At 62.9% G+C, this 19,837-nt stretch carries 11 protein-coding genes and 1 pseudogene; 9 read left to right on the forward strand and 3 right to left on the reverse strand.

The features are described 5' to 3' along the window. Positions 1-2: 2 nt before the first annotated feature. Complete coding sequence (locus AB3X96_RS04930; protein ID WP_368589065.1) at positions 3-947, forward strand: electron transfer flavoprotein subunit alpha/FixB family protein; 945 nt, start codon at positions 3-5, stop codon at positions 945-947. A gap of 368 nt (positions 948-1,315) precedes the next feature. On the opposite strand, the gene AB3X96_RS04935 is transcribed toward AB3X96_RS04930, so the two are convergent. Beyond that, positions 1,316-2,605 carry a Rieske 2Fe-2S domain-containing protein gene (locus AB3X96_RS04935; protein WP_368588816.1) on the reverse strand — a complete coding sequence of 430 codons (1,290 nt, stop codon included), beginning with the start codon at positions 2,603-2,605 and terminating at the stop codon, positions 1,316-1,318. A 39-nt stretch (positions 2,606-2,644) separates the two neighbouring features. Then, positions 2,645-4,039: a spinster family MFS transporter gene (locus AB3X96_RS04940; protein WP_368588817.1), complete on the reverse strand. Its 1,395-nt coding sequence runs from the start codon at positions 4,037-4,039 to the stop codon at positions 2,645-2,647. A gap of 193 nt (positions 4,040-4,232) precedes the next feature. Between AB3X96_RS04940 and AB3X96_RS04945 the strand changes: the two are divergent. Continuing rightward, positions 4,233-4,385 (forward strand): annotated as a pseudogene (locus AB3X96_RS04945) (helix-turn-helix domain-containing protein); the annotation flags it as partial. Between the two features lie 90 nt (positions 4,386-4,475). After that, positions 4,476-4,985: an IclR family transcriptional regulator C-terminal domain-containing protein gene (locus AB3X96_RS04950; RefSeq protein WP_368589066.1), complete on the forward strand. Its 510-nt coding sequence runs from the start codon at positions 4,476-4,478 to the stop codon at positions 4,983-4,985. A 112-nt stretch (positions 4,986-5,097) separates the two neighbouring features. Here AB3X96_RS04950 and AB3X96_RS04955 read toward each other — a convergent pair whose 3' ends face one another. Continuing rightward, the gene (locus AB3X96_RS04955; protein WP_368588818.1) at positions 5,098-5,730 is read right to left on the reverse strand and encodes a hypothetical protein; all 633 of its coding nucleotides are present in this window, start codon (positions 5,728-5,730) and stop codon (positions 5,098-5,100) included. A gap of 620 nt (positions 5,731-6,350) precedes the next feature. Here AB3X96_RS04955 and AB3X96_RS04960 point away from each other — a divergent pair. The 6 genes from AB3X96_RS04960 to AB3X96_RS04985 all read left to right on the forward strand — a co-directional run bounded on the left by AB3X96_RS04960 (position 6,351) and on the right by AB3X96_RS04985 (position 19,836). Continuing rightward, positions 6,351-7,913, forward strand: coding sequence for a multicopper oxidase domain-containing protein (locus AB3X96_RS04960; RefSeq protein WP_368588819.1), 1,563 nt, complete (start codon positions 6,351-6,353; stop codon positions 7,911-7,913). A 64-nt stretch (positions 7,914-7,977) separates the two neighbouring features. Further along, complete coding sequence (locus AB3X96_RS04965; protein WP_368589067.1) at positions 7,978-9,549, forward strand: multicopper oxidase domain-containing protein; 1,572 nt, start codon at positions 7,978-7,980, stop codon at positions 9,547-9,549. A gap of 17 nt (positions 9,550-9,566) precedes the next feature. Then, positions 9,567-17,645 (forward strand): Ig-like domain-containing protein, encoded by an 8,079-nt coding sequence (locus AB3X96_RS04970; protein ID WP_368588820.1) that lies wholly within the window; start codon positions 9,567-9,569, stop codon positions 17,643-17,645. Further along, entirely contained in the window at positions 17,642-18,145 is a 504-nt protein-coding gene (locus AB3X96_RS04975) for a hypothetical protein (protein WP_368588821.1), read from the forward strand. The genes AB3X96_RS04970 and AB3X96_RS04975 overlap by 4 nt, the downstream gene beginning before the upstream one ends. Positions 18,146-18,184: 39 nt before the next feature. After that, positions 18,185-18,967, forward strand: coding sequence for an outer membrane lipoprotein-sorting protein (locus tag AB3X96_RS04980; protein ID WP_368588822.1), 783 nt, complete (start codon positions 18,185-18,187; stop codon positions 18,965-18,967). Between the two features lie 26 nt (positions 18,968-18,993). After that, positions 18,994-19,836, forward strand: a complete 843-nt coding sequence (locus AB3X96_RS04985) for a hypothetical protein (RefSeq protein ID WP_368588823.1) — start codon at positions 18,994-18,996, stop codon at positions 19,834-19,836. Position 19,837: the final 1 nt, after the last annotated feature.

The raw sequence follows: 19,837 nt of genomic DNA on the forward strand, positions 1-19,837 counted from the left end.
ATCTGGTTAACCTCGTAGTAGCAGAACACGATAACGCGTCGATCAAGGCCGCGACGCTGAACACGATCGCAGCGGCACAGAAGATTGGCGGTGATATTCACGTGCTGGTCGCGGGTCACAACGCGCAAGCCGCAGCCGATGCCGCAGCGAAGATCGCCGGCGTCGCCAAGGTACTGCTCGCCGACGCGCCGCAACTCGAAGCGGGTCTCGCGGAAAACGTCGAAGCGACGGTGCTGACCATCGCCAGGAACTACACGCATATCCTCGCGCCGGCTACCGCGTACGGCAAGAACGTCGCGCCGCGTATCGCCGCGAAGCTCGACGTCGCGCAGATCAGCGACATCACCGCGGTGGGTAGCGCCGACACGTTCGAGCGTCCTGTTTATGCGGGCAACGCGATCGCAACGGTTCAATCTCAAGACCCGATCAAGGTCATCACGGTGCGCTCGACCGGTTTCGACGCCGTCGCAGCCGAAGGCGGCAGCGCAGCGGTCGAAAAGATCGAAGCCGCAGCCGACGCAGGCATCTCGCAGTTCGTGAGCCGAGAAGTGACGAAGCTCGATCGTCCGGAACTGACGAGCGCGAAGATCATCGTGTCCGGTGGCCGGGGTCTCGGCAATGGCGAGAACTACACGAAGGTGCTCGAGCCGCTGGCCGACAAGCTCGGCGCGGCACTGGGCGCATCGCGCGCAGCCGTCGACGCGGGCTTCGTGCCGAACGACTATCAGGTCGGCCAGACCGGCAAGATCGTCGCGCCGCAACTGTATGTCGCGGTCGGCATCTCGGGCGCGATCCAGCACCTCGCGGGCATGAAGGACTCGAAGGTCATCGTCGCGATCAACAAGGATCCGGAAGCACCGATTTTCAGCGTGGCCGACTACGGTCTCGTCGGCGATCTGTTCACCATCGTGCCGGAACTTATAAGCGATCTCGATGCACTGGCGTGATAATGCACGTTGCGACGACGGCGCCCGGAAAAGTCGTCTCGCGTACTCGTGAACAATGGCTGGGCCATGGAGCCGCGAGCGCAGATGCATGTCACTTGGTTTAGCCACGGCGCCCAAGCGCTTCGGCTATGTTCGTGTCGAAGTGCAATCCGCTGAGGCTGCGCGGCCTCGCGCGTGAGATGGAAATCAGAGCTGCGGATGCGGGCCTGGAGTCTGTGCAACAGAGCAACAAAGACAGACCCGATTGCCGCGGATCTTCACGTGAGCCTCATCGCGATAACCTCTCGATCAAAGTGGCGTTCGTTGAACACTGAGTTGCGTTTCAATATGCCTCGCGACTTCCGGCATACCGGAAGCCGCGACCAACCTCAAACAGCCACAGCCGCGCTGCCAACGTCCTTCATGGCCACGCCGGTGGCAGCTTCGCACGCCTCGCGAACCGCCTGGGGCTGCCCCGGATGGAACAGGAAATGATGCAGTAGCTTGCTCCACTTGGGATGACGCTCATACTCGCCGCGAGGCAGACTGTTCGTGAAGAAATCCCGCCAGTCGCCGCAGGGCAGCGGAATGCCCTCAGGTCCGGCAGACTCCCGCAGGACGCCTTTCGGATCACGCCCCTGCGCAACGGCTTCCATGTCCCGGAAGTACTGACGGCGAATCATCACAATGCCGGCGTCGCTGGCAGCCAGGTTTTCACGGGTACGGTCTGCTATACGCCCCTGTCCGCACCACGCGATGATGTCCTGGTTGATCACATGCGAGCTGATCCATTTACCGCTCTGCGGATCCGTGACCGGCGCATGCCAGGTTGGGATGCTCTGCTGGACATAGGGCTCGGACTCGCGGGGCACGCGTACGTACGACCACGTCACATTGAGCGTGTTTTCGTCGTCGATGGGCACCCGCCACTCGAAATGGTCCCCGAGAAAAAAGCCATTGGGCCAGAGACAGACACGACCAGCCGTCCAGAGCGGATGCGACTCGTCGGTATCCTCGGTCACGCGCCGGTAGATGAAGCCGTGCTCGAACTCCTCGAATGCCATCTTGAGATGCGCCGGCGCATAGTCGCGCTCGCCGCGCTGCCGGCGTCCCCAGTTGGCGTGCATCCACTCGAAATGAAGCGGATCGATCGAATTTTCCTGGGTTTGCAGCCAATTGCAGGGCACGCTTGCGAACGCAACCTGCACGAAGCCGTTGCGCCAGTGGAACGGTTCCCAATCCGGCAACTGAGGAGCCGGTTTAGGACCGAGATAGGCCCACAGCAGGCCAGCGCACGCACGGACCTCGTAGGCCTTGAGCTTGATCCGCTCACGCATGGTGCCTTGCGGTGCCACCAGATCCTGGTAAGGCTGCGCCACGCACTGCCCGCCATAGTTGTATTGCCAGCCGTGATAGTTGCAGCGCAGGCCATGGTCTTCGACAAAGCCGTAGGCCAGGTCTGCGCCGCGATGCGCGCAGTAGCGCTCCATCAGGCCGTAGTGTCCGCTCAGGTCCTTGTAAAGGACCAGATCTTCGCCAAGTAGGCGCACCGGCTTGATCGTCTCTCGCTCAAGTTCGTCGATGCCGGCGACCGGATGCCAGTGTCGCCGCATTAGCTCGCCCATCGGCGTGCCCAGGCCAACCTGAGTCAGTTGGCGATTCTGTTCTTCGGTAAGCATGATGATCGTGTTCGTAGTTGGGAGTCGATGAGGTCAGCGTCAACGCCGTTTGTCGACGTGGCGCACCGCGAGGAAGTAGTGGAACGCAGCCCACACGAGGACAATGCTCATCGAGAGCATCGCGTAGCGCAGACCGGCCGACGAAGCTTCCGCACAAGCATGCGCGAGCGGCGAGTCTGCCACCGCCCCAATCGCACCATGAGCGCCATGCGGGGACCGGCAGACCTTCGGGTAGTCGCCGGCCGTGAACAGATGGGCGGCAAGGCGGTCGCTAAGGAAACCAATGAACGTCGGACCGCCGCCTTGGCCGATGAAGTTCATCATCAGGAACACGAAGGCCGAGGTCGTGGCGCGCATGCGTGGCGCAACGAGGCCGTGAATCGCCGCGAAAGTCGGTCCGTTCCAGGAGCTCAACAGGATCGTGGCGAGAAACAGGAACGCCGCCGCGAGATGCCAGTCGGACTGCATGAACGCGAGGGATACCGGCACGAAGCCAAGCAGCGTGCCCCAAGCCGGTACCCAGGCATACCAGCGCTTGTCGCTTGAGCCGGCCCTGTCGGCAATCCATCCGCCGAGCGTCGTGCCGATCGCGCCACCGACACCGATCGTGAGACCAAACATCATCCCGGCCTGCGCGGCATCGAGGCCGAATTCGCGTGTTAGATACGCCGGAATGAACAGATTGATGCCGTACTGGGCGAACGCGCCGATCACTGTGCCCAGCAGGAGTTGCACGAACAACTGGCTGCGCAAGAGGATGGCCGCGATAGCGCGCAGCGAGGCATTGCGCTGCGCATCAACGGCGGTAATCCGGTCCATGGCGCCGCGTTCGGGCTCGCGCAAGCTCAGGAAAGCAATGACGGCCAGGATGAGCCCCGGTGCGCCGACGACCCAGAAAGCCGGCCGCCAGCCGAAATGTTGTGCAATCATTCCGCCTCCGATCGCGCCCCCGATCGCACCAAGCGGAGGACCGAGCGCATAGATCGCGAGGGCGGTGGCGCGGCGTCCCTCGGGGAACTCGTCCGAGATCAGCGAATGAGCGGTGGGCGTGCTGCCAGCCTCGCCGATACCGACGCCAAGCCGGTACAGAAGCAACTGCGCGAAATTGCCGGCCGTGCCGCACAGCACGGTCATCACCGACCATGCCGCAATCGACAGCGATATCAGCGTGACCCGGCTCATCCGGTCGGCGAGCCGGGCCATCGGGATGCCCAGCGTCGCGTAGAACAGCGAGAATGCGAGGCCGCCGAGCACCCCGATCTGCAGGTCGCTCAGGTTCATGTCGACCTTCATCGACTGCCCCACGACGGCGATGAAAATACGATCGATGAAGCTCGATGCGTAGATCAGGCTGAGCAGCAACAAGAGCCATGCACGATACCGCGAGCTTCTCTTGACCTCAACCGCGGACAGTACGTTTCCGACGTTTTCCATAAAACTCTGCCTCCTCCTGGTCTTGAGGGATGGCGGCAACCGCGCGACCCTGACCTTTTCTGGATGTCTGCGCACCAATGACATGGCTGGTGCGGTGCATTGCACTCGCCGATCGCAGCGAGCTGGCATGCAGCTTAGTCCGCCTATAATCCGTGGAACACAACCATCACATATGTGATTCAAAATCATCGTTATGGACTCCCTTCCTAAGGTCAAATCAGCCCACCGGGTTCTCGAAGTGCTCGAATATTTCGCGGAAACGCGAAGCCCCGCGACGATCAAGGAGATTTCGCAATCGCTTGGCTATCCGCAATCGAGTACCTCGGTTCTCATGAAAAGCCTGACGGAAGCGGGCTATTTCGATCATGAAGCGCGCACCGGGCTGTATGTGCCCAATCTGCGGATTGCGCTCGCAACGGCCTGGATTCAGGAGGAGATGTACAGCGCGCAAAGCCTGTTGCGCCTGATGAGGAGCGTGCTCGATCGCTGCGGTCACACGGTCATGATCGGCGCGCAGCACGGAACCCATGTGCGTTATCTGCACGTGCTGCAAGCAACCCGCGCCGGCAGCTTCACGAGTTCGAGCGGTGCGCTGCGTCCCCTGTTTCACAGCGCCGCCGGCAAGATGTTGCTGACCACGAGAACAGATAGGGAGGTCGCGAACCTGCTACGCAAGGTCAACGCGCTCGAGCGCAATCCCGACTTGCACCTTGCACTGGAGGACGTACGCAAAAGCATCGCGCAGACGCTCCGCGACGGCTTTGCTCTTTCCACGGGCGTGTCCATGCCCGGAGCCGCTGCACTGGCAATGCTTCTGCCCATGAAGCGCGGCTACGATGCGATGACACTGAGTTTGGGCGGCCCAATCGATGAAATCAAACGCGATCGCGCCATGCTGCTTGACATGATGAACGAACTCGTCGACCCGTTTCGGCTACGGTCGTAATCGCGTCGGCTCTCGGGCAAATTTCAGCAGCGCGCAAAAAGTCGCTGTCTGCCGGTGGGGGCAAGCTAGCGCCGACCGTCGAACGGTCATTAACGACAGCGTCCGGCGCCGGCTATTGCCCGCACACCGGGCTAACGGTCACGGTGTCCGAAATCGGCGTCATAGTGGGCGGAGCATAGTAGATATAGGCACTGGCGACGCAGGCCGGCTGCCCGTCGGTCGTAACGGAACAGGTGTTCCGGATGCTATTGCCGTACGCGTCGGTGGCCGTGAATGCCGGGTCCGGAACCATGTTGTCATAAGGCAGCACTTTGTAGTTCTGGCGCATGTCCCACACGATGGTGTGCCAGGACTGATAGGTTTGGGCGTGGTAGCCGCCGCCGCGCCCCGATGCGCCGCAGCGGGTCCACGCGTAGACCTCGCCGCGGATATACCCGTTCGCGTCGAATCCCGTGACATAGCTGGTCACATTTACACCGCCGCACGAGACCCCGAGCAGCGTCGGGTATGCCTCTGGCAACGGCAGCGTGACCTGAGCCTGCACAGCGGCACTCGCCAGCAGTCCCAGCAAACCGATCATCCTCATGTCGTTTCTCCCGGCTGGTTGAAGTGTCGTGGCAGGTGGGTCGAACTGACGGATCGAGCACATCAGGACTTGTGCCCGAGAGGCTGACGGTGCTTTGCGGAAGGCCAACAGGCAATAGGCAATACGCAATTCGAGAGCCGGTTGAAGCATGTTTGCCACCTGTTCTGTCCTTGTTATAGGTGAATTCAGGTAGTGCAACCGGAAACTTGGCGCCTTGCGCCTAGGACCGGCGCCTGAAAACTGGCGTTGCTCGCCGTTCTAACGCAGGCGCCGGACATCGATACACGCATATTGCGAACAGCAAGGAGTTCGCTACCGTCGCTTCGGGTGACATCGCGAAACGCTGTGTCGTTTCCGTCACCCCGCACCCCCCATCGCAACCCCATCGAGTTCTTCTACAGATATCTTGTACGGGAAGTGATTTCGCACTGGCGGCGCTTGAACCTTCAAATCTAGCGGGCAACGCGGTCAAGGGTCAACCTCATCGCATCCCGGGTGTGTGATCCAACACGAAGATATCCACTGGGCATCGCGAGCGCCGCTTCGCCTTGTGCGGTCGCAGCTCATGGCGGGTATATGAGCCCCGCTTGCAGCAGACCTTCCCGCCCCCCGCTGGGTTCGCCCCTACCGCAAGTGTAGGGAGTTGACCCATCCCAGACGCCTGCACGCGTCTGCAGAATCAATCTACGGGTTCAGGTCGTCGGTACCCGGTGAGTGCCCCACCGTAGAGCATGACCTCCAGCGCGGTTCGCGCTGGCTGCCCCCTGGACGGAGGTCATATGTTCAGTATTCCAATCTGTCGGAACGGCTTTGCAGCGCTGCTGTTATTGCTATTCTCGTTGCCGTCATTTGCTCAGTCGTTCCGCGTGCAATGTCCACCGACAACGACGCTTCATCCGACCGCGCTGCCGGCTGGTGCGGGCGAACCGGCCTACGTCGGTCCGTCCGTGACCGGATCGAACTCGACCCCGACGAAGAACGTCAACGGCGCGATCAAGTGCCAGCAGATTTCGGGCGGCGATGGTTACGCGACGATGGGCGACGGCACGCAAACCTACATGTTCTCGTTCGGCCCGTTATCCGGTCTCGCCGATATTCGCAACGGACTGCCCGGCACCGAGTTCCCCTCGGTGTTCAATGTCCAGGGCGATGCGAAAACCAATCCGAACTACAACGGCGCGGTCGGCATCGCGCCCGACCCGGATTCGGTGCCGGCCGGTCAGATGACGGGTCACGTCGACCCGCGGCCGATCATGGACATCGGCGTGATGAACGGCAACATTCCCGCGCCGATGATGGCCATCGACGAGGACGACGAGTTCTTCCTGACGCTCACCAACGTCGGGATGATCATGCGCCCGGACCTGTTCGAGCAGCACACGGTGCACTTCCACGGCTATCCGAATGCGTCCTCGTTCTTCGACGGCGTGCCGGATGCGTCGGTGGCGATCAACATCGGTGCGAGCTTCACGTACTACTACCTCGCACCGGATGCCGGCACCTACTTCTGGCACTGCCACATCACGCCGCCTGAGCATTTGCAGATGGGGATGGTCGGGCAGATCTACGTGCGGCCCAGGCAGAACCGCGTCACGACGGGGACGCTCTACGCGTCGCTGCAGTCGCAGCAGCTCGATCCGCGCACCGCATGCGGCAGCGACATTCTGTGCTCGACGCCGCTGCCGCCGCAAAACAGCGTGATGCATGTGAACAACAAGAGCGGCACGCCGACGCTTTACGCCTACAACGACGGCGACGGTTCGACTGCGTACGACGTCGAGTATCCGATCCAGATCCACGGCTTCGATCCGAACTTCCACTTCATCGGCATGACGTTCAATCCGGAGCCCTTCGTCGACATGAAGGACAAGCACTTCATGTTGAACGGCCGCAGCTATCCGGACACGGTGACGCCCGGACCGATGCAAACGCCGGTGGCTGACGGATCGAAGCACTTTTCGCAACCGCTGCCCGCGCTGATCAACATTCCGGCCGGCGGCCGCGCGCTGCTCAGAATCTCCGACCTCGACGTCACGGAGTTTCAGACGCTCGCTTCGCTCGGCATTCCAATGCACGTGATTGGCATGAATGCGCGGCTGCTGCGCGACCTGGCCGGCAACGACATGACCTACAACACGAACTCGGTCACCCTGGGCGGCGGCGAGTCGATCGACGTGATTCTCGACGCGAGCGATACGACCAGGTACGCGCCGGGCTCGGTCTATTACCTGTACACGCCGAACCTCGATCACCTGTCCAACGACGCCGAGAACTTCGGCGGGTTGATGACCGAGGTCCACATCTGCCACTCGGTGGACCCGACCACGAAGTCCTGCTCCTAGGAGAACAACCGTGGGTAACTTCATCAACGCAAGGTGGATCGCCCTGCGTGCGTACCCCGCATGCATCGCGCGTTTGACACGCTTCGCGCGATTCGGCGCCGCGTTGCTGGCGGCACTGTTCTGCCTGCATGCGCAGGCTGCCGCGCCGGGTATCACCGGAACGTCGTTCGATCTGAGCGCCGAGGCGAACCGTATCAATCAACCGGACGGCGCGAGCATTTACGCGTGGGGCTACGGGTGCCGCACGGCGCCCGCGGGATTTTCGCCAGCGGGCATTGCGGGCGCGAACTGTCCCAGCATGCAGGTTCCGGGGCCGACACTGATCGTAAAGCAGGGCGACGTCGTGACGGTCAAGCTCACCAACAATCTACCTGCCGCCGCGGGCAATACCTCGATCCTGTTTCCGGGCTTCCAGGTGTGCGCGGCGGTGCTGAATTCGGATGGCACCTGTCCAGCGACGCAGACCGGCGTGCCAGGCGTGTTGACACGCGAGGCGACCCACGGCAACACGGTCACCTACAGCTTCGTGGCGGCGACGCCGGGAACGCATAGCTACTACAGCGGCACGCAGGGCGATTTGCAGATCGAAATGGGCTTGTCCGGCGCGCTGATCGTCTTGCCGACTTCCACGCCCGGGACCCTCGCGGTGCCGACGGGCTGCCGCGCCGTATCCTCGACGCTGCCCGACGGCCAGCCCGATTACCGGAATGCCGCGGCGGCCTACAACCATAGCGCGACCTGCTACGACCGCGAGTATCTGTTCCAGTTTGCCGAAATGGATCCGCGCATCCACTCGCAGGCGGAACAGCAAGCGGCCAAAGCGTGCACCCAGTCCACCGGTTGCATGACCGTCGAAACCGAGCCCTATCACCCGGCCTATTTCCTGATCAACGGGCGCTCCATGCCTGACGACATGGACGCGAACTACGCGCCGCAATATCCGAATCAGCCGTACAACGGCAATCCGCACATGCATCCTGGCGAACTGGTGTTGCTGCGGGTGATCGGCGCGGGGCGCTGGCAGCATCCGTTCCACGAACACGGCAATCACGTGCGCGTGCTGGCGCGTGACGGCAACCTGCTGCTGAGCAAGACGGATGCGACCAAGCTCGCCGGCCCCTTGCTGTTCACGACCACGACGACGCCGGGCCTCGCGATGGACGGTATCTTCTACTGGACCGGCAAGGGCCTGAATTGGGACGTGTACGGGCACAAGCCGGGCGACGGCAGCGTCTGTATTCCGGATGCGAACGGCTACTACACGGCCGACCCGAAAGCGCCGAATTACTACGAGTGGTGCGCCGATCACAACAAGCCGCTGGAAGCTCATCCATTTGGCAACGTAGGCAGCGGCGGTCCGGTCACCTTGCCGGATGCGCGTGTGCTGACCAACGGTGCCTGGTACGGTGGCAGTCCCTACCTCGGGCCCGATGCCACCATTCGCGCGACTTCTTTCACTGGGTCGACGCCGCCCACGGGCACGGTCGCGAACCCACCGACTAGCGAAGCCGGCTTCGCCTTTATGTGGCACTCACACAATGAACGCGAGATCACCACGAACAACATCTTCCCAGGCGGAATGATGATGATGATGCTCGTGGATCCGCAAGCTTTCACGATCAACGAAGGAAATTAGAGGCGGGGAGAAACGCGATGAGATCCACCCAGTTCAGAGGGACGCTCCTCGGTCTGATCAAGGCGGGCGTCGCCGCAACGATCCTGCTCACGGCGAGCGGCATGGCCTTCGCGCAAAGTGTCAGTCTGACGGCGCAGGCCTCGACGATTGCGCTTCCCGACGGACAGGTCGTACCGATGTGGGGTTACGCCTGTTCAGCGGCGGCGACGGCGCCCGCTACATGCGCGGCGTCGAATGCGGGCGCGGGCGCAAACTGGTCGCCTGTCGTGATCACGGTGCCGCCCGGCTCGCTGACCATCAATCTCACGAACAGTCTGCCGGGCTCGATACCGACTTCGCTTGTCGTGGTCGGCCAACTCGGTGTCGGCCAAGGCACGACAGCGACGAGCACGGCAAGCCCGGTGCATGCGACGCAAACCGCGACCACCTGGCCGATCGCCAGCAGCGCGAGCGGCGCGAGTTTCACGCCACCCGCCCAGCCGCCGCGGGTGCAGTCGTTCGCCAACGAGGTGACGCATGGCAAGACGACCTCCCTGACCTGGAACAATCTCAGCCCCGGCACTTACCTGATCGAGTCGGGTACGCATCCGTCCATTCAGGGGCCGATGGGCCTGTATGGCGTACTGGTGGTCAGAACGCCGGCCAATGGCTCGACGCGCGCGCTGGCCTATCCCGGCGTCAGCTATGACGCGGACGTGCCGCTCGTGTTGAGCGAAATCGATCCGGTGCAGAACGCCGCCGTGGCCTCGGCGGTGACGACGTCCGGCTTCAGCGAGACCACAGTCTGGTCCGGTCAGCCAGGCGGTTGCGGCAATCCGTCGTCATCCACGTTTGGCACCTGCTATCCGCCGGCGGTGAACTACGACCCGCGCTACTACCTGATCAACGGCATCGCGTTCGACCGCACCAACGCGTCCGCTTCGAGCTTTGCGGCTGCCGCGCCGGCCTCGACGGGGCTCGTGCTGCTGCGCTTCGTCAATGCCGGGCTGCGCATGCACGTGCCGTCGGTGGTGGGCGCGCAAACCGGCACCCCCCCGGTGTCCGGCTTCTCGCTGCTGGCGGAAGACGGCAACGTATTGCCGGGCAATCTGCGGGTTCAGTCGGAGGTGTTCCTCGCTGCCGGCAAAACCTATGACGTGCTGATGAATGCGCCTGCAACGGGCGCACCCGCGTTGCCTGTGTTCGATCGCCAGCTGAGCCTGTCCACCAATAATCAACGCGATGGCGGCATGCAGGGGTACATCAGCGTGAACGGCGGCGCAACGTCGCTGTCGGCGGCTGCCAACACAGGCGCCAAGGCCAACCCCGACCTGTATTACCTCGTGCCCGGCAAGACCTTGAGCGTGACGGATCCCGCCCGCGGCGTGATCGCCAACGATGTGGGCGTCTCCGGCGTGCAGGTCAAGACCCCGCCGAAAGGCGGCGTGCTCACGCTGAATCAGAACGGCACCTTCACGTATGTGCCGAACAGCGGCACGACGACGGACAGCTTCGTCTATCAGGCGAACGGCAATCCCAAGCTGACGGCAACCGTGACGCTGGCGGCCTGCACGGAAAAGGCTCATTGCCTGTCCGACGGACCCGTTGCAAACGACGACACGTACACCAGCAATGTCGCTTCGCTCCTGCACATCGGCGCTCCGGGCGTGCTCGCCAACGACACGGACCCGTCTGGCCTGCCGCTCACCGCGGTCCTGACGAGCACAGACCCGGGCGGCACCGTCACGCTGAACGCCGATGGTTCGTTCAACGCCGTCCCGTCGACGCCGCCGGTGGGCAACGCGACGGCCAAGGTCACGTTCCGCTACAAGGCGGTCAATTCGCAGAACACGGCTAGCTCACCGGCGAAGGTCACCGTGACGTTCAAGGGCGGCAGCGGACTGAAAGTGGCGGTGAAGGACGCGCCGACCGGCATAGCGCTCAACGACTATCGCTGGATCATCGAAGAGGACCGCACGTTCCAGATCGATCCTGCCTGCCAGGTGAACGGCGCCGGGCGTCCGCCTACCTGCCCGCCGCTGCCGGTGCCGAGTCTCGGCACCAGTTTCCATACCAGCTACATGCCGGTCGTCGCGGCGGGCTGCGTGGGAACCATAGCGTGCGAATCGGGGCAGACGGTTTTCGATCCGGCCACCAACTCGCATGTGCCGGCCGTGTGCGACGTCGGCGACGGAGCATGCCGCACGACCGCCGCGCAACAGACTGCGGTCGATCCGTCGCAAGTCGCGCTCGATCCAACGAAGCACTATTACATTTCGATCCTGCCAGGCGACGCGGGCAACACGTTCGCGCAAGGCTCCGGCGCGCCGGTAACGGGGTCGAACGGTAAGCCACGGCAATTCGACATCTCGAAGGACTGCCCCTCCGGTCCGGGCGGCGCGGACTTCGCGCCCGGTACCGGCAAATGCGGTCACGCAATGGGCGGCGCGCCGATCGCAGCAGCGCAAACGGCAGTGAACGTGCTGTTGCAACAGACCCCACTGCAGACCGCGAAAATCTCGGTGTTCGTGTTTGAAGATGACGCGCCGGTCAACGGTGAAGTGGACGTGAGCGGCGGTACGGATGCATTCGGCACGGCGCGCGAACCGGGCCTCGGCGGCTTCGAAATCAAGCTCTTCGACGACGCGGGCGGCACGGGCGATGCGACCGGACAGATGACCTATGACATGTTCAACAATCCGCTGTCCAACTCGCTGGCGGGAATGAAGGACCCGGCCACCGGTCTCGACGCTTGCCCGATCTCGAAGACGTCAAGTGACGGCATCGTCGGCATGATCCCGACATGCCCGAAATACGAGTCCGACGGCAAGACGCTGTCACCGCTGGTGGGTCAGGCGATCATCGCCAATCTGATGCCGGGGCGCTTCGGTGTGGCCGCGTACCCTGCGGCCGACCGCATCGCACGCGGCGAAGAGTGGCTGCAGACCAACACGCTCGACGGCCAGAAAGCGCACGATGCGTTCATCAAAGTCGGCGGCCCGGCGTACTTCCAGGAATTCGGGCCGGCGGGTTTTCACGTGACGATCGGCTTTGCCAATCCGAAGATCATCAATGCGCGACTGCCGCTTCTTTGCAAGGGCGTGACCTGCAACAACGGCATCAAAGGCCAGATCACCAACCTGCACTACAGCCGGCCGCCTAACGAAAACCTCTACGGCGCCGGCTCGCGCAACTCGCTCAGCTTCACGCAGTGCTACGTGAGCGTCGGCGATCCGGACGGCGAGGATGTCGCCTTCACCAAGTGCGCGGCCGACGGCTCGTTCAGCATCAGCGGCTTGCCCGATGGCACCTACAGAATCACGGTGTTCGATCAGTGGAACGATCAGATCGTCGACGGGCTGGCGACGGCCGTCGCGGTGAAGGGGGGGCAGACGGCGAACGTCGGCGAGCTGTCGGTGCTTCAATGGCACACCAATCTGTACACGCGAACCTTCCTCGACACCAATGGCAATGGCGTGTCGGATGCCAGCAAGCCCGGTCTCGCGCTCGTGCCAACCACGATCCGGTTCCGCGACGGCAGCTTTTCGAATTTCCTGACCACCGACATGAACGGATATGCGTCGTTCAACGAAGTATTCCCGCTGTTCAACTGGTACATCGCCGAGGCCGATACGACGCGCTACAAGCAGACCGGCGTCCATGCGGTCTACGACGCGGGCGGCCCGCCTGATGGCACACCTGGCGGCGGTACCTCGACCATTGCGGCTCACTACGCCAATACGAAGGAATCCGCGACGGCACACCTGCCGACCAAGCTGCGCTTCCCCGGCTCGGTGTATTGCAACGACGCGGACTGCAACGATCGCTCAGGCACCAATCCATCGACGGGACGGATCGATCCGCCATGGGTGACGACCATGGGCTGGCAAGGCTTCTCCGGTCAGAGCTCGTTCCTCGAATTCGGCAAGACGCCGTTCGGCCCGACCGAGAATGGCGGCATTCGTGGCGAAGTGGTCTATGCGTCGACACGGCCGTTCGACGACCCGGCCCAACTCTCTCACAATAGCTGGACGCCGAATGTGCCGAACGTCACGGTGAACCTCTATCAGGAGAGCGTTGCCGCGGACGGCACCCAGAGCCTCGCGCTCGTGGATACGACCAAAACCAGCAGTTGGGACGAGTGGGCGCAGGGCTTCCGCTCTGACGGCGTGCCGAACATGAACTGTCCGGGCCAGGAAACCACGGACCCGTTCTTCTTCACGCTGAAAGGCTCGAAGCAGTGGCTCGATCCCGAGCGCCCGTTGCCGTACGACTCGCAATTCAAGTGCTATGACGGCATGCACGCGTTCAACCAGTTGCAGCCCGCGCCGTATGACGGGATGTACCAGTTCCCGAGCGTGACGGGCCGCCACCCGACCACCGGCAAGCCGACCGGCACGAACTGCTCGATCTGCGTGGCGAATCCGTCCGGCGACGGCACGAAGATGCTGCCCGCGGGCAAGTACGTGGTCGAAGTCATCGTGCCGCCGGGTTATGAACTCGTGAAGGAGGAGGACAAGAACATCCTGATCGGCGACAACTACATCGCGCCGGTGACGCAACAGTTCGGCAGTCTCGGCAACATCTTCATCCTGCCCGACCAGGCGGCGGTGAATTCGAGCTACAACGCCAACAATGCGCAGAACCCGACCACGGATCTCGGCATGCAGACTCGCAACGAAGAGGTTACGGGCGTCATTCAACCGTCCTGGCCGTGCGTCGGTGCGCTGCGGATCGTGCCCGACTTCATCAGCCTGTTCCCGGGTTCGCAGGAAGTCGCACCATTCGCGGGCGCGTCCCGGCACCTGTGCGACCGCAAGGAGGTCACGCTGACCAACCAGATGTCGGCGGTCGTGAAGTTCTGGGTGTTCAGCTCCACGCACGTCGCCGCTCACTTCACGGGCTTCATGCTGGATGACTTCTCGTCGGAGTTCGACCCGTACTCGCCGCAGTTCGGCGAAAAGTTCGCGGTGCCGAACGTGCCGGTTTCGCTGAAGGACTTCGCCGGCAATGAAGTGTCGCGTGTGTATGCGGATCAGTGGGGCATCTTCAACGGGCTGCAATATTCGACGTGGGAAGTGAATCCGCCGAACCCGACGGGTTACTCGCCGAACATGATGGTGGCCTGCATGAACGATCCCGACAAGCCCGATCCGGCGCACCCCGGCCAGACGATACGCGACCCGCTCTTTAACCCGGCGTACAGCCAGTTCTGCTACGAGATTCCGTTCATGCCCGGTCAGACGCAGTACATGGATACCCCGGTCGTGCCGGTCCAGGCCTTCGCGGATGGCTACAACCAGCCTGACTGCGCGTATCCAGACGGAACTCCCGCCATCTCGACGGTGACCGGCGACTCGAGCGGCGGCGGGGCAGGTCCGTGGGTCAGTGCGGCCGGCCGTACGCTGACGATCAAAGCGCTCGGCGATCAGACCGTAGTCAACCATGCCTATACCGGACCGGCTGCGACCACGGCGCCGTTCAACCAGAAGTTCGTCACGCGCCACTATGGCTTCGGGGCCGCGCAGGGCACTGGCACGGTCACAATCGGCGGTGCCGCCGCGACGGTGACCTCGTGGAGCGACATGCAGATCACGGTGACGGTGCCGAACCTGAGCCCGGCGCAGTCGAGCTGCACGATCCAGCAGATGGGCGTAACCGCGGCGACGAGCTGCGGTGAACTGGTGATCACGGCCGGCAACGGCAAGAAGTCGATCGATACCGTCACTGTCACGATCGGCGGTAAGGCACCTACGTATGTAGCTGGCGAGAACGGCACGAGCAACGCCATCCAGACTGCCATCGACAAAGCAACCCCGGGCGACATGATCATCGTCGGCCCCGGCGTCTACAAGGAGATGCTGTTGATGTGGAAGCCGGTTCGTTTGCAAGGCGTCGGCGCGAGCTCCGTGACGGTCAACGCGAATCCCCACCCGTCCGGCAAGATGGACCCGTGGCGCAGGCAGGTCGACTGCCTGTTCGGCGTGGCGCTCAACGGTGGCCTGATCAGTTCCAGTAACTCGTACGACCCGACCGGCACGTACTCGTGCAGCAGCGCGATGCAACGGCAAGTGGATGCGATTCCGCTGGAACCGACGATAGGCTGGGACAATACGCTCAACGGCAATCTCGGTGAACTGCTGATCGAACCCACGCTGATGGGAGCCTACGAAGGCGCCGCCATCACGGTGCTTGGCAAGGGCGTGGCCGACGTGAACGGGCAGGCAGACGCGAACTGCACGGCGAACGGCATCTGCACGCCGCTCACCAGCAGTAAAAAGGATTGCGCCCAGTACCCCAGCAACTTCCTGTGCAATCCGTCGCGGGTGGACGGCATGACCTTCACGAATAGTTCGCAAGGCGGCGGCGGGATCTTCCTGCACGGCTGGAACCACTACACGGAGGTGTCGAACAACCGCGTGTCGAGCAACGCCGGTACGCTCACGGGCGGCATCACGGTCGGCCAGGTCGAAGTGCCGGACGGCACGATCTCGGCGAACGGCGTCACGGAGTTGCCGTTCGGGTACAACACATTCGTGAACGTGCACCACAACGCGGTGACCTCGAACGCGTCGTATGGCGATGAAATCAACTCGACGACGCCTTCGTCCGCGGCCGGCGTGACGTTCTGCTCGGGCGCCGACAACTATCACTTCAACTACAACTTTGTGTGCGGCAATATCAGCAGCGGCGACGGCGGCGGCATCGCTCACTTCGGGTTCAGCTACAACGGCGACATCTCGCACAACTGGGTGATCTTCAACCAGAGCAACAACCCGACGTTGCCGACGTACGGCGGCGGCATCATCGCCCAGGGCGTGCCGCCGGACGGCACCTTCTGTGAAAACTCGACGGTCGACATCGACTGCGCGCCGCAGCTTTCCGATGGCGTCGGTCCGGGCCTCGTGATCGACGGCAACCTGATTGTCGGCAATACCGCGGAAAGCGGTAAAGGCGGCGGTCTGCGCTTGCAGAACATCAACGGCACGGACGTGCAGCGCAGTCCTAGTGACAGCAAATCGTGGAACGACGTTACCGTCATCAACAACATCATCGCGAACAACGTGGCGGGCTGGGCGGGCGGAGGCGTGTCGCTGCAGGACGCGGTGGCGGTGAAATTCATCAATAACACGGTGATCTCGAACGATTCGACCTCGTCGGCCGGCGTGCTGTTCAACACGGCGCTGGCTGCACAGGCGAACGTCGGGCCGCCGAACTGCACGACGGTGGGCGCCGAAACGACCTGCAGCCCGATCACGACGTCGACGTTCCAGCCGGCAGGTCTCGAGGTCGCGCGGCATACGGCGAACTTCATCAGTGCGTTCGCGAGCTCGAAAAACCTGAAGTGTCCTGGCAACGTGACGGACTGCCAGACGTTCTCCGACCCGGTGCTGACGAACAACGTGTTCTGGCAAAACCGCTCCTTCTATATCACCGTGGCTGGACTCAATCCGAACATTCCGGGCTTGCAGAACACGGTCACACTGAACCCGACGCTGAACCAGAAGGGCCAGAAGACCGGATATTGCGATCCGAATGCGAAGTATTGGGACATCGGCGGGTATGGCGATGGGTCGCCCGCGACGCACGAGTCGGGGGTGACGCTGGCCCCGCAGTATTCGATCCTGACCGATGCCACCGATTACCCGCACGCGAACAACATCGGCACGAATCCGGACGTGGTCAGCCAGTACTGCAACGGCTCGCGTGTGCCGCCTGAAGCTGGCGGGAACGGCTTCGCGGTGCCTCCGGGGATTGCCGACACGGTGCTGCCGAATCCGCTCTTCAGCCTGCTGCCGTCGGCCACGCCGGATGAAGGCAACAACTGGATCAACATGTCGTACGGGCCGCTGTCGCTGTCCAACGCCACGATTACGAAGGGAGCCGGCTACGGCGTGCCGCTCGGCGACTATGCGATCCAGTCGAATTCGCCGGCCGTCAACGCAGCCACGGCGGTTGGTGCGCCGAACCACGACTTCTTCGGCACACCGCGCCCGCAGGCTGGGAAGGTCGATATAGGCGCGGTCGAGTTGCCGAGCAATGGTAAAAATGCCGGTCTCGCCGGGCTGGTGACAGGAAGCTTGCTGCCGTTCGGTCCCGGGGGACTCTTGCCATGAAACACCCATCGTCTCCGGCGTGGCGAGCCGCGTTGGTTCTATCGGGTGTCTGTCTGGCCGCGGTCATGCTGGATTCAGCCGCGGCGCAGCAGAACCTGGCGGCGGCAGCGACTTCGCCAAAGGCGTCGCCGTATATGCCGGTGAAAGTGCCGCAGCACGCGCAGCAGCTGTATCAAATGATGCATGGCGTCGACAACCTGAGCGTGCGGCGCACCGCCTCCGGCAATCTGTTGCGCTTCAGCTATCGCGTCACCGACCCGGCGGTCGCGCAGTTGCTCGGCGACAAGAACTCGACGCCGTATCTGTATGGCGAGAGAAGTCATGCATTGCTCGAAGTGCCGATGATGGACACGATCGGCCAGCTTCGGCAGACCGGTCCGCAGGAGGTCGGCCAGCAATACTGGGTGGTGTTCTCCAACAAAGGCAATCTGATCAGGGCAGGCGATCGCGTCAACGTGCTGATCGGCACGTTTCATATCGATGGACTGGTGGTCGAATGATCGCGCCAGCGATCCGCGAACAAAAGGGAGGGGTGAGCCATGAAGCGGTTGTTTTCGATGACAGTGCCGATGGCGGCCTTGCTGGCCGCGGCCCTGATGCCGGCCGCGGCGTCGGCGGCCGACCTGAGCGCGGCGCAGATCGTGGAGCGCAACGTCGCTGCGCGCGGCGGTCTGAAGGCGTGGCACGCCGTCAACACGATAACGATGACAGGACAGATCGACGTGGGCGGCACCAAACCAGTCAAGCTGCCGTTCACGATGACGATGAAGCGGCCGCACAAGAGCCGCTTTGAACTTCGTTTCGACAATCAGACGGCGTATCAGGTCTACGACGGTTCGCAAGGCTGGAAAGTCCGGCCGTTCCTCGGACGCAATGACGCCGAGCCTTATACGTCTGCGGAGGCGAAATCGGCCGCGAACACCGCCGATCTCGACGGCCCGCTGATCGACTACGCGAGCAAGGGTAGCCAGGTCGCGGTGCAGGGCATGGATACCGTGGAGGGCCACCGCGCCTACAGGCTCTTGCTGACGACGAAAGATCACACCGAGCGTCATGTGTGGATCGACGCGACGAACTTTCTCGAGCTGAAAATGGATGGCGAACCGCGCAAGCTCGACGGGCGCATGCACAACGTCGCCGTCTACTTCCGCGATTACCACGCGGAAAACGGCCTGGTCGTGCCGCATACGCTCGAGACAATAGTCGCGGGCGTGAAGCAGACCCATCAGATGACGATTCAGCACGTGACGGTGAATCAGTCCGCCGACGATTCGCTGTTCGCCAAGCCGCAACTCGCCATGGTCAAGGTGCCGGCTCGCTAGCGACGGCAGCACACCTGGAGAAGGTCATGAAACGGATTGCCTGGTGGTGGGTGCTTGTGGCGATCGCCGCCGCGTTCGTGCTGGCGCAAATGCCGGCCGCGAGGTCGGACGACCGCCTTGGCACGGAGGAAATCGTCGCGAGGAACGCCGAGGCTCGCGGCGGCGCGGATGCCTGGCGCAAGGTCATGTCGATGGAGTGGGTCGGGCACGTGGACAGTCCGAATGCGCCCGCGTCGAATCTGCCGTTCATGCTCACGTTGAAACGTCCCGATCTTACTCGCTTCGAGGTCACGGCGGCCAATCAGATGATCGTGCACGTATTCGACGGCAAGGAAGGCTGGAAAGTGCGCCCGTCGGGAAGCGGCGGTCCGGATGTGCGCCCCTATACGAACGATGAAGTGAAGTTCGCGCGCGACGCGCAGGTCATCGACGGCCCGTTGCTCGATCACGCCGCGAAGGGCATCGACGTCGCACTCGAAGGCACCGACAAGGTCGAAGGACGCGATACCTATCGTCTGGCGCTGCGCTTGCCCTCCGGTGCGACGCGCCACGTGTGGGTCGACGCGCAGAATTTCCTCGATGTGAAGTCCGACCGCGAGGCGCGCGGTCCTTCGGGCCAGCCCGCGATCGTCGAGGTGATGTATCGCGACTTCAGGGACGTGGATGGCGTGCGGATTCCGTTCGTCATCGAAAGCGGCCCGGTCGGGACGGATAGGAAAGACCGGCTGGTGATCGACAAGGTCACGCTCAATCCGCCCCTCGACAGATTGACGTTCGCCAAACCTGTTTGGCAGGGGCGGCACGCTTCCGTCACGATCGGCGCCGATACCTCGCCGGCGAGCGGCTCGCCGGTCCGGCCGGTTCCTTAGT

The sequence above is a fragment of the Paraburkholderia sp. BR13439 genome (genome assembly GCF_040948805.1).
GTDB lineage: Bacteria > Pseudomonadota > Gammaproteobacteria > Burkholderiales > Burkholderiaceae > Paraburkholderia > Paraburkholderia youngii.

Coding starts and splice junctions, on each gene's coding strand:
- AB3X96_RS04970 (WP_368588820.1), top strand. CDS start 9,567: ATGAGATCCACCCAGTTCAGAGGGACGCTCCTCGGTCTGATCAAGGCG.
- AB3X96_RS04950 (WP_368589066.1), top strand. CDS start 4,476: ATGTACAGCGCGCAAAGCCTGTTGCGCCTGATGAGGAGCGTGCTCGAT.
- AB3X96_RS04935 (WP_368588816.1), bottom strand. CDS start 2,605: ATGCTTACCGAAGAACAGAATCGCCAACTGACTCAGGTTGGCCTGGGC.
- AB3X96_RS04975 (WP_368588821.1), top strand. CDS start 17,642: ATGAAACACCCATCGTCTCCGGCGTGGCGAGCCGCGTTGGTTCTATCG.
- AB3X96_RS04940 (WP_368588817.1), bottom strand. CDS start 4,039: ATGGAAAACGTCGGAAACGTACTGTCCGCGGTTGAGGTCAAGAGAAGC.
- AB3X96_RS04985 (WP_368588823.1), top strand. CDS start 18,994: ATGAAACGGATTGCCTGGTGGTGGGTGCTTGTGGCGATCGCCGCCGCG.
- AB3X96_RS04980 (WP_368588822.1), top strand. CDS start 18,185: ATGAAGCGGTTGTTTTCGATGACAGTGCCGATGGCGGCCTTGCTGGCC.
- AB3X96_RS04960 (WP_368588819.1), top strand. CDS start 6,351: ATGTTCAGTATTCCAATCTGTCGGAACGGCTTTGCAGCGCTGCTGTTA.